This window comes from Nonomuraea sp. NPDC004580 (assembly GCF_040609855.1).
GTDB classification, from domain to species: domain Bacteria; phylum Actinomycetota; class Actinomycetes; order Streptosporangiales; family Streptosporangiaceae; genus Nonomuraea; species Nonomuraea salmonea.
The window spans coordinates 23699-33382 of sequence record NZ_JBEXLH010000082.1; the positions used below are offsets into that span (position 1 = coordinate 23699).

The following is a 9684-nucleotide window of genomic DNA, read 5'->3' on the forward strand; positions in this document are numbered from 1 at the left end:
GGGATATTACGTTCGTTTCTGCCCAGGTGTCAGCCTCCGACGCGATACCGCCGTCGCCCTACGAGCGGTATCGCACATGACGTACGTCATACGCCCCAGGCTGACGCACGGCACTACCTGCGGCACCGCCGGCCCGGCGAAGGTGGGCGCATGAAGGGAAACGCACTGGAGCTGAAGGCCGTGACCAGGACGTACGGCCAGGTCACCGCGCTCGGCGGCGTCGATCTGGACGTCGCGGAGGGCGAGACGGTGGCGGTGCTGGGCCCGAACGGGGCCGGCAAGAGCACGTTGCTGTCCGTCGCGCTGGGCCTGCGCGCCCCCGACGCGGGCACGGCCACGGTGCTCGGAGGAGCGCCGCTGGAGGCGCTGCGGGCCGGCCGGGCCGGGGTGCTGCCGCAGGAGTCGGGGCTGCTGGAGGACGTGCGGGTGGGCGAGCTGGTGTCGGCGGTCGCCGGGATGTACCCGGGGCGGCCCGATCCCCGGCGGGCGCTGCGCGCGGCGGGGATCGAGGAGCTGGCCCGCCGCCCCGTCGGCCGGCTGTCAGGGGGGCAGCGGCAGCGGGTGCGGTTCGCGCTGTGCGTGGCGGGCGATCCTGAGCTGCTCGTGCTGGACGAGCCGACCGTGGGACTGGACGTCACGGGCCGCCGCGCCCTGTGGCAGGAGATCAGGGCGAGGACCGCGCGAGGGCGTACCGCCGTCTTCGCCACCCACTACCTGACCGAGGCCGACGACTACGCCGACCGGATCGTGCTGCTGGCCGCCGGGCGGGTCGTCGCCGACGGGACGCCGGCCGAGGTCAAGGCGCTGGTGGGCGGCAACGAGGTGCGGTTCGCGCTCGGCGGCGCCGACCCGGCCGAGCTGGAGGGCCTGCCCGGCGTGCGGCACGTCAGCGTGGCGGGCCGCGACGTGCGGCTGCGGACCGGCGACTCCGACGCGACGCTGCGCGCCCTGTTCGCCGCCTACGCCGACGTCAGGGACGTGCGGGTGGAGAGCGTGGATCTGGAGAGCGCGTTCGTGACGCTGACGGGAGGACGGGACTGATGGGGTCGTATCTCAAGCTGGAGCTGGTACGCGGGCTGCGCAACCCGGTGTCGCTGCTCATGCTGACGCTCTTCCCGCTGGGCCTCTACCTGCTGTGGACCAAGGTGCTCACCGTGGTGCCGCAGAGCCGGATGGACGACTTCGCGGCGTACTCGATGGTGTCGATGGCCACGTACGGCGCCATGGGCGGCGCGCTGTTCATCGGCGGCGCCATCGCGCTGGAGCGCGGCAAGGGCTGGCTCGACCAGCTCGCGGTGACCCCGCTGCCCGCGTCGGGTTACGTGACGGCCAAGCTGCTCAGCGGCGCGGCGACGGTGCTGCCGAGCATCCTCACCGTGCTCGCCGCCGGGGCGTTGCTCTCGGGCGTACGGCTGCCAGCCGGGACCTGGCCGCTGCTGGTGGTGCTGATCTGGGCGGGCGTGCTGCCGTTCGCGGCGCTCGGGGTCGCCTTCGGCTACACGCTGAAGGGGCAGGTCGCGACCTTGGCCTTGATGGTGGTCTATTTCGCCATGTCGGTGCTCGGCGGGCTGTGGCTGCCGGTCGAGGCCATGCCGGCGGGGATGCGGGCGGTGGCCGAGCTGAGCCCCGCCTACCAGGCCGGGTCGCTGGGCTGGCGAGCGCTCGACGGCCTCCCGCCGACGGGGACCTCGCTGGCCGTGCTGATCGGCTGGACGCTGCTCTTCTGCGCGCTGGCCGGGTGGCGTTACCGTCGGGCACTGTGACCTCGGTGCGGGAGTTCGACTTCAGCAAGGGCCGGGCGGCGGCGAGGGCCGGGGCGTGCGCCTGGCTGCTGCTGATCGTCTGGCCGCTGTGGGTGTTCGCGGGGACGGGCCCAGGCCTCCTACGGGTGGTGGCGGTGCTGGGCGGGGTCGCGGCGTTCGCGGCCTGCTGGGTGCGGATCATGTGGCGGATGCTGAGCCACCGGGCCACGACGCCGGACCCGCTCGCGCTGGCGGGGCTGACCGGCGCGGGGCTGGCGCTGCTGCCGCCGCTCGGGGCGCCGTGGGCGTACGTGGCGTTCGTGTACGCGGTCAGCGCCTGCGCCGCGACCCTGCGCACCCCGGCCTTCGCCGCCTCCGTGGCCGCGATCGCCGGGGTGGAGGCGGCGGCGCTGCCGTCCTTCGGCGTGCCGCTCTCGGGAGTCTGGTGGGTGCCGCTGGTCATCGTCGTGCAGGCCGTCACCGTGCACGGCATGCGGAACATGGGCCTGCTGGTGGCCCGGCTGGACGCGGCCAGGGCCGAGGTCGCCCGGCTGGCCGTGGAGAACGAGCGGCTGCGCTTCGCCCGCGATCTGCACGACACGCTGGGGCACACTCTGACCGCGATCACGATCAGGAGCCAGCTCGCCGCCCGGCTCGCCCCGGCCGACCCTGCCCGGGCCGCCGCCGAGATGGGCGAGGTGGAGGGGGCCGCGCGGCGGGCGCTCGACGAGATGCGGCAGACGGTCACGGGGTACCGGGCGGCGTCGCTGGCGCAGGAGCTGGAGGGGGCGACCCGTAACCTGGCGGTGGCCGGGATCGAGGTGACCTTCACCCCCGCCGACCGGCCCGTCCCCGCCGTCGCCGAGACCCTGCTCGCCTGGTCCGTACGCGAGGCCGCCACGAACGTCCTGCGCCACAGCCGCGCCCGTCGCTGCCGCATCACCCTGCGCGCGGACGAGACGTGCGCCGAGGTGGAGGTCGTGGACGACGGCCGCGCCCGCCAGAGCACCGGGGACGGCGCCCCGGGAACCGGGAACGGGCTGGCCGGGCTGGCCGAGCGGGTCGGGGCCGCGGGCGGGCGCGTGGAGGTCGGGCCGCTGCCCGGCGGCGGCTACCGGCTGCTGGTGCGCGTGCCGCTGGAGGCCGGGCCGGAGACGGGAACCGGCTCTGGGGCCGGGGCGGGCTCCGGGGTGGAGGCGGCGTGATCCGGGTGCTGCTCGCGGATGACCAGGAGCTGGTCAGGGGCGGCCTCGCCGCGCTGCTCTCGCTGGAGGACGACATCCTGGTGGTGGCCGAGGTCGGGCGGGGTGACGAGGTGCTCGCGGCGGCGCGGGAGCATGAGCCCGACGTGATCCTGCTCGACATCGAGATGCCGGGGATGTCCGGTCTGGAGGTGGCCGAGCGGTTGCGCGGGCACCGGGTGGTGATCGTCACGACGTTCGGCCGGCCCGGGTACCTCAGCAGGGCGCTCGACGCGGGCGTGGCCGGCTACGTGGTCAAGGACGCCCCCGCCGCCGAGCTGGCCGCCACCGTACGCCGGGTGATGGCCGGCGAGCGGGTCATCGACCCCAAGCTGGCCGTGACCGCGCTGACCACCGGCCCGAGCCCGCTCACCCAGCGGGAGGCGGAGGTGCTGCGGGTGGCGGCGGACGAGCCGACGGTGGCGGCCATCGCCAGGCGGCTGTTCCTCACCGAGGGCACCGTGCGCAACTACCTGTCGTCGGCGATCGGCAAGACCGGCGCCGCCAACCGCGCCGAGGCCGTCCGCGTCGCGGAGTCCCGCGGCTGGCTCTGACCCGCCGCACCGCCCCGCACCGGCCCCGCGACCCCCAGCAGGCGTCAGTCGCCCTGCAACAGGGCGTTCTGGTGGATCTCCCACAGGGCCGTCTCGGGGATGCCCGCCTTGACGAGCTGCTCCCACGTCGCCATCCGGTCGGCCGGGTCGTCGAGCAGGGTGCGCAGCAGGGGACGCAGGACGGCGCGGTCGCCGCCCTCCTCGTACCACATGGCGCCCAGGGCGCGGTACAGGGCGGGTGAGCGGACGCCGGCCGTCCGCATCAGCTCCTCGACGAGCGCGACCCGCTGGCGGAACGGCAGCGACTCGCCCGCCCCCAGCGCCCGCAGCAGCAGGTCGAGCAGCCGCCGGTGCTGCGGGTCGTGCCCCGTGGCGACCGCGGCGACGACGTCGCCCATGCCGATGGGCTCGGCGCCGCCGCCGAGCACGACGTCCTCGCGGCCGTCCACGACGACGCGGCGGGCGGCGAGGGTGGTGACGAGGCCGGTCCAGCCCTCCTGGCCGAGCTGCCCCTTCCACAGGTGGGTGAGCGAGGACCAGCGTTCGAGCGCGTCGGGGCCGGGCAGCAGGGCCGAGACCGAGACGGGCTGCTCGGAGGCGGTGACGATGAGCAGGGTGAGGTTCGCCGAGTACGCCGCCAGGCGCCGGGTCAGCGGATGCCGGACGGGACGGAACCCGGTGAAGTGGCGGCGGGTCCGCTCGTGCAGGGCGCGGCGCAGCAGCCCGGTCAGCAGGTCGACGCAGCGGGCCCGCACCACGGACGGCACCTCGGCCAGCAGCTCCAGGATGAACCCGACGGTCGGGCCGCGCTCGGCCAGGCAGGAGTGGGAGGTGACGGCGTACAGCAGGTCGTCGTCCACGGCCTGGACGATGGCGAGCGGCTCGTCCCCGGCCAGGCGGCGGCGCCGGTCGAGGTCGCGCAGCGCGTACATGGTGATCCAGGCGACGAGGAACTCGGCGAACGTGGGGTGCAGGAACGCGTGCCCGCCCCGGCGGACGAAGAAGAACCGCTCGGTGGCCTTGCGCGCCCAGCCGCCCGGCTCGTCCTCGTCGCGCGGGTCGTCCTCGCCGCCGTGGCAGAGGGCGGGCAGGTCGCGTTCGAGCTGCTCGTCGGTGATGACCTGGCTGCCGCGGGCCAGCATGGACAGCGCGACCGCGCCGAGCAGCACCAGCTCCTGGTCGATGGCCACCCGGTGGGCGCCGCCCGTCTCGCGCTCGGTGTAGTCGCGCAGCAGCACCTCGTACAGGCGGGCGCGGCCGAGCGGGCCGTGGTCGCGCTGGAGCGCGTTGCCGCCGGCGTCGTAGAGGGCGAGCAGCAGCAGGAGCAGCGGCTGCCTGGCCATCTCGCCGTGGGCCAGCGCCGCCTCGGGAGGCAGCGGGGTCAGGTCGCGCCGGGCGAGCAGGGCGCGGTTGGCCTGGTCCCAGACGTCGAGCCACTGGCGTACCTGGTCGTCGTCGAACGGCCGCAGCTCCAGGGCGAGCAGCCCGTCGGGGAAGCGGACCCGGTCGGCCACCACCGTCCTGCTGGTGACGACGACCGCGACGGGCCGGCCCAGCTCGGCCTCCCTGACCTGGAACTCGCGTACGTGCTCCAGGTAGTCGTAGCGGGCGGCGGCGCCCTGCACCAGCTCGTCGAACCCGTCGAGCAGGATGACCGGCATGGCTCCGCCGGCGGCGGCGACGAGGTCGGCGTAGGCCACCTCCTCCCCCAGCACCCCGGCCATGGCCTGCTCGATCTGCTCGGCGACGCCCGCCCGCGCCCGCACCCCGCGCAGCTCCACCCTGATCGGCAGGAACTCCGAGCGGGCCAGCCGCGCGGCCAGCACCTCGGTCAGCTTCGTCTTGCCCGAGCCCGGCTCGCCGAGCACGAGCAGCGGCACCTGGGTGGCGCGCAGCGAGGTGAGGTGGCCGACCAGGAACGCCTCGGCGTCGGCCAGCAGCCGCTGCCCCTCCCACCAGCCGCGCAGCGCGGGCGCGGACTCCTGGGTCAGCTCGGCGACCCGGCAGCGCGGGCTCAGGTAGCCCTCGCCGAGCAGCGGCAGGTAGACGTCCTCGGGCAGCTTGCCGACCACGAGCAGCGGCTGGTCGAGGGCGTTGGCGGCCATCCTGACCCGGTGGATCATGGGACGGTCGCCCGCGCGGGGCGGCGCCAGCTCGGCCAGCAGCCAGGCCACCCTGGACAGCGCGGTGGCGGGCGGCGGCGGCTCGGTGGCCAGACTGCGCACCCCGAACTCGTGGCTGTCCAGCGCCAGCGACCGGTAGTCCTCGTCGTAGATGCGCAGCGCGTGCGCGGGCGGGCCCTCGGCGAGCAGGCGGGGCAGCTGGAGCTGGTCGTCCACGGGCAGCTCGTCCCACAGGGAGAGGCCGCTCACGTACGCGGCCAGGCATTCCGACATGCGCAGGTAGGCACGTTCCACGGCGGCGCGGGTGTCGGCGTACGGGATGTGCGGCTCGGGGGTGGGCAGGCGGACCAGCAGCAGTTCGGCGACCAGCCGGGCGAAGCGCTCCGCGGTGGGGACGCCGCGGGAGATCTGCTCGGGCCGGTCCAGCCGGTCGAGCGTGAACGGCAGCTTGGCCTCGCCGAGCGCCTCGAAGTAGGCGGAGACCACGACGGCGGCGTGCGCGGCGGCCAGGCGGCGGGTGCGGGTGTGCCGGTCGACGCCCGCCCTCAGCTCGGGCAGGCGGCGTACGACGTCCTCGCCGTAGGCGACGACGGCGTCGCGCAGGCCGCGTAACCCGGCCGCGAGCTGGGGCCCGCCGGACAGGGCCCAGCCGGTGCGCTCGGCCGCCGACGCCAGCCCGATGACCTTGACGAGCCTGCCGTCCTTGCATCCGAGAATCCTCAGGGCGTCGGCGTAGCTCGGGGTTTCGATCATGGCCTTCTCCCGGGCGACTGGGGATGTCCCATCATGCGTTGTCCGCCCCGATCGTGCAGGCTGTTCGCCAGGATGGTCGGGACCTGCCCGTCATGTACCCTTCAACGCCGTCTCGATCTCCGGCAGCGCCGCGGGATCCTCGATGGTGGACGGGGCGGTGTACGGGCGGCCGTCGGCGATGTCGCGCATCGTGGCGCGCAGGATCTTGCCCGATCGGGTCTTCGGCAGCCGGGACACCACGATGGCGCGGCGGAAGGCGGCGACCGGGCCGATGCGCTCGCGTACGAGGGCGGTCAGCTCCCGCTCGACCTCCCCGGGGTCGCGGTCCGCACCCGCCTTGAGCACCACGAACCCCATGGGGAGCTGGCCCTTCAGCTCGTCGGCGACGCCGATCACGGCGCACTCGGCGACGTCGGGGTGCGCGGCGATGACCTCCTCCATCGAGCCGGTGGACAGGCGGTGTCCTGCCACGTTGATGACGTCGTCGATGCGGCCCATGACATAGAGGTGGCCGTCGGCGTCGAAGTGGCCGCCGTCGCCGGTGAGGTAGTGGCCCGGGTAGCGGTCGAGGTAAGAGCGGGCGAAGCGATCGGGGTCGCGGTAGAGGGTGGGCAGGGCGCCGGGCGGGAGCGGCAGCCTGACGGTGACCGCGCCTTCGACGCCGGGCGGGCAGTCGCGGCCGTCGGCGTCGAGGATGTGGACGTCCCAGCCGGGCACGGGTCTGGTGGGCGAGCCCGGCTTGATCGGCAGCGGCTCGATGCCGACGCAGTTCGCGGCGATGGGCCAGCCGGTCTCGGTCTGCCACCAGTGGTCGATGACGGGGATGCCGAGCAGGTCGGAGGCCCAGTGGTAGGTGTCGGGGTCGAGGCGCTCGCCGGCCAGGAAGAGGTGCCGCAGTCCGGACAGGTCGTACTTCTTCGCGAAGGCGCCGGAGGGGTCCTCCTTCTTGATGGCGCGGATCGCGGTCGGGGCGGTGAACAGCGTGCGCACGCCGTGCGTGGCCACCACCCGCCAGAACGCGCCGGGGTCGGGGGTGCCGACGGGCTTGCCCTCGTACAGGACCGTCGTGCAGCCCGCCAGCAGCGGCGCGTAGACGATGTAGGAGTGGCCGACCACCCAGCCGACGTCGGAGGCGGCCCAGTAGACCTCGCCCGGAACGGCGCCGTACACGTTCGCCATGCTCCAGTGCAGTGCGACCGCGTGGCCGCCGTTGTCGCGCACGACGCCCTTCGGCACGCCCGTCGTGCCCGAGGTGTAGAGGATGTAGAGCGGGTCGGTCGCGGCCACGCTCACGCAGCCGGCCGGCTCGGCCGCCGCCACCGCCTCCGCCCAGCCGAGGTCGCGGCCCTCGGCCAGTTCGGCGCGGCACTGTGGCCGCTGCAGGATCACGCACCGCTCAGGCCGGTGCGCCGCCTGCGCCAGCGCGTCGTCGAGCAGCGGCTTGTACGCCACCACCCGGCTCGGCTCGATGCCGCACGACGCCGACAGCACCACCTTCGGCTGGGCGTGGTCGATGCGCACCGCCAGCTCCCTGGCGGCGAACCCGCCGAACACCACCGAGTGCACCGCGCCCAGCCGCGCGCAGGCCAGCATCGCCACCACGGCCTGCGGCACCATGGGCATGTAGATGACCACGGTGTCGCCGGCGGTGACGCCGAGGCCGCGCAGCATGCCCGCGGTCCTCGCCGTCTCCTCCAGCAGCTCCGCGTAGGTGTAGGTGCGGGTGACGCCGGTGACGGGACTGTCGTATATGAGCGCGGGCTGGTCGCCCCGGCCTGCCGCGACGTGCCGGTCGAGGGCGTTGTGGCAGGTGTTGAGCCGCCCGTCGGGATACCAGCGGCCGTCGGCGTACACGGTCCGCGGAGCCGTGTCCCAGTCGATGCCGCTTGCCGCCTCGCCCCAGAACGCCTCGGGCTGCTCGATGCTGCGCCGGTAGACCGCCTCGTAACCACTCACTCGTCGATCAGAACAGCCGTGGGGCGATGGCGCAAGACGTGCCACGCGGGAGATCGGCGGGCCGTCGTGGGCGGGGCCGGTCGCCGCCGGCGAAGCCCCACAAAGCGGGCGCGGAGCGCGCCCATGGACGTGCTGGACCCCTCTGCGCCTCCTTTCTTCCGACTTTTCGGCATCGGACGGCACTCCAGCTGAAATATCGCGACAGGATGTTCGGGTGAGCTCCTACGACGACGACACACTGCCCCTGCAGCCCCCGATCAGGCTGCCCGCCGCGGCCACGCTCGCATCCTCCGTACGATCCGCGCCTCTCTTCGAGGAAGCGGCCGGTGAGCTGAAGCCGGACGCCGAGGACGCCGAGGTGCTCGGCGTCTGGGCCGCGCACTGCCGCGAACGGCTGGCCGCCGACGAGGGGCTGCTGCTGGAGCTGATCAGGATGTTCCTGTCCAGGGAGCCGGTCACGGGCGAGCCGCCCGCCGCGCTGACGGGGCTCGGGCTGGTACGGCAGGAGGAGCCGTACACGCTGAGCTGGCTCGGCCTGTGGGTGGCGCGGCAGATCATCGCCGAGACCACCGGGCAGGAGATCCCCGTCATGGGCTCGCTCGCCGAGGCGGACGCGGCGACGCTGCTGCACGGGCTGCGCGCCTACCCCGAGGCCGAGCGGGGCGAGGAGCTGGCCGGGTGGCTCAAGGACCGCGACCCCGCCGAGGCGGCGGACGAGCTGGCCGCCGCGCTCGCCTCGGTGAGCCCGCTGGCCCGCGCGGTCGGCGTGGAGGTGCTGTCCACGGCGCTCGGCGACACCGGGCGGCTGGCGCTGACCCGGCTGCTCGACCAGCCCAGGCTGGGCGCGGTGATCGCGGCGAGGACCGGGCGAGACAACCGGCGTCCCGCGCCCGAGGAGATCGCCTGGGTGCTGGTGGACATGGCGGCGGCGCTGCTGGAGTTCGGCGGGGAGATCGGCGAGGTGATCGAGTCGATGGCGATGGGCATGAACGCCGACGAGCAGGCGGGCACGATCGCGATCCTCGCCTTCGGCGACCACCCGTGGACGGGCCAGGTGCTGCGCGTCCTCATCGACCACCACCCTGACGACAAGGTACGGGCCGCCGCCCGCAAGGCCCTGCGCCGCCTCCGCGGCCTGGCCGACGCCCACCTCTGACCGCGCACGTGACGGGCGAGCCCGCGGGACGGGCGGGGCTGCGGGACGGGCGGGGCTGCGGGACCGCTGGACAACGAGGAGAACTACCTCATCAAGAAGCTGCTGACGGCGCTCGGCGTGGTGCAGATCGAGAACCAGGCCCGCGTCTGCCACAGCTCG

7 protein-coding genes are annotated in these 9684 nt (G+C 74.4%); 5 read left to right on the forward strand and 2 right to left on the reverse strand.

What is annotated here, in order from left to right; translation table 11 throughout:
• Window positions 1–150: 150 nt before the first annotated feature.
• The 4 genes from ABZW11_RS42230 to ABZW11_RS42245 are packed head-to-tail and all read left to right on the forward strand — an operon-like array spanning window position 151 to window position 3537.
• The gene (locus ABZW11_RS42230; protein WP_355430758.1) at window positions 151–1041 is read left to right on the forward strand and encodes an ABC transporter ATP-binding protein; all 891 of its coding nucleotides are present in this window, start codon (window positions 151–153) and stop codon (window positions 1039–1041) included.
• Window positions 1041–1763, forward strand: a complete 723-nt coding sequence (locus ABZW11_RS42235; RefSeq protein WP_355430761.1) for an ABC transporter permease — start codon at window positions 1041–1043, stop codon at window positions 1761–1763. The genes ABZW11_RS42230 and ABZW11_RS42235 overlap by 1 nt, the downstream gene beginning before the upstream one ends.
• Window positions 1760–2947 (forward strand): sensor histidine kinase, encoded by a 1188-nt coding sequence (locus ABZW11_RS42240; RefSeq protein WP_355430764.1) that lies wholly within the window; start codon window positions 1760–1762, stop codon window positions 2945–2947. Before ABZW11_RS42235 ends, ABZW11_RS42240 begins: the two co-directional genes overlap by 4 nt.
• Window positions 2944–3537 (forward strand): response regulator transcription factor, encoded by a 594-nt coding sequence (locus tag ABZW11_RS42245; protein ID WP_355430767.1) that lies wholly within the window; start codon window positions 2944–2946, stop codon window positions 3535–3537. Before ABZW11_RS42240 ends, ABZW11_RS42245 begins: the two co-directional genes overlap by 4 nt.
• A gap of 44 nt (window positions 3538–3581) precedes the next feature.
• On the opposite strand, the gene ABZW11_RS42250 is transcribed toward ABZW11_RS42245, so the two are convergent.
• Both ABZW11_RS42250 and ABZW11_RS42255 read right to left on the reverse strand, forming a co-directional pair.
• On the reverse strand, window positions 3582–6413 hold the full coding sequence (locus ABZW11_RS42250) for a hypothetical protein (RefSeq protein WP_355430770.1): 2832 nt from the start codon (window positions 6411–6413) through the stop codon (window positions 3582–3584).
• Between the two features lie 90 nt (window positions 6414–6503).
• Window positions 6504–8369, reverse strand: coding sequence for a propionyl-CoA synthetase (locus ABZW11_RS42255; RefSeq protein ID WP_355430773.1), 1866 nt, complete (start codon window positions 8367–8369; stop codon window positions 6504–6506).
• A gap of 214 nt (window positions 8370–8583) precedes the next feature.
• Here ABZW11_RS42255 and ABZW11_RS42260 point away from each other — a divergent pair, with 214 nt between their 5' ends.
• Window positions 8584–9525: a hypothetical protein gene (locus ABZW11_RS42260; RefSeq protein ID WP_355430776.1), complete on the forward strand. Its 942-nt coding sequence runs from the start codon at window positions 8584–8586 to the stop codon at window positions 9523–9525.
• The last annotated feature ends 159 nt before the right edge of the window (window positions 9526–9684 follow it).

Bases quoted from the DNA above. Each gene is read 5' to 3' on its own strand.
- ABZW11_RS42230 (WP_355430758.1), top strand. From the start codon at position 151: ATGAAGGGAAACGCACTGGAGCTGAAGGCCGTGACCAGGACGTACGGC.
- ABZW11_RS42235 (WP_355430761.1), top strand. From the start codon at position 1,041: ATGGGGTCGTATCTCAAGCTGGAGCTGGTACGCGGGCTGCGCAACCCG.
- ABZW11_RS42250 (WP_355430770.1), bottom strand. From the start codon at position 6,413: ATGATCGAAACCCCGAGCTACGCCGACGCCCTGAGGATTCTCGGATGC.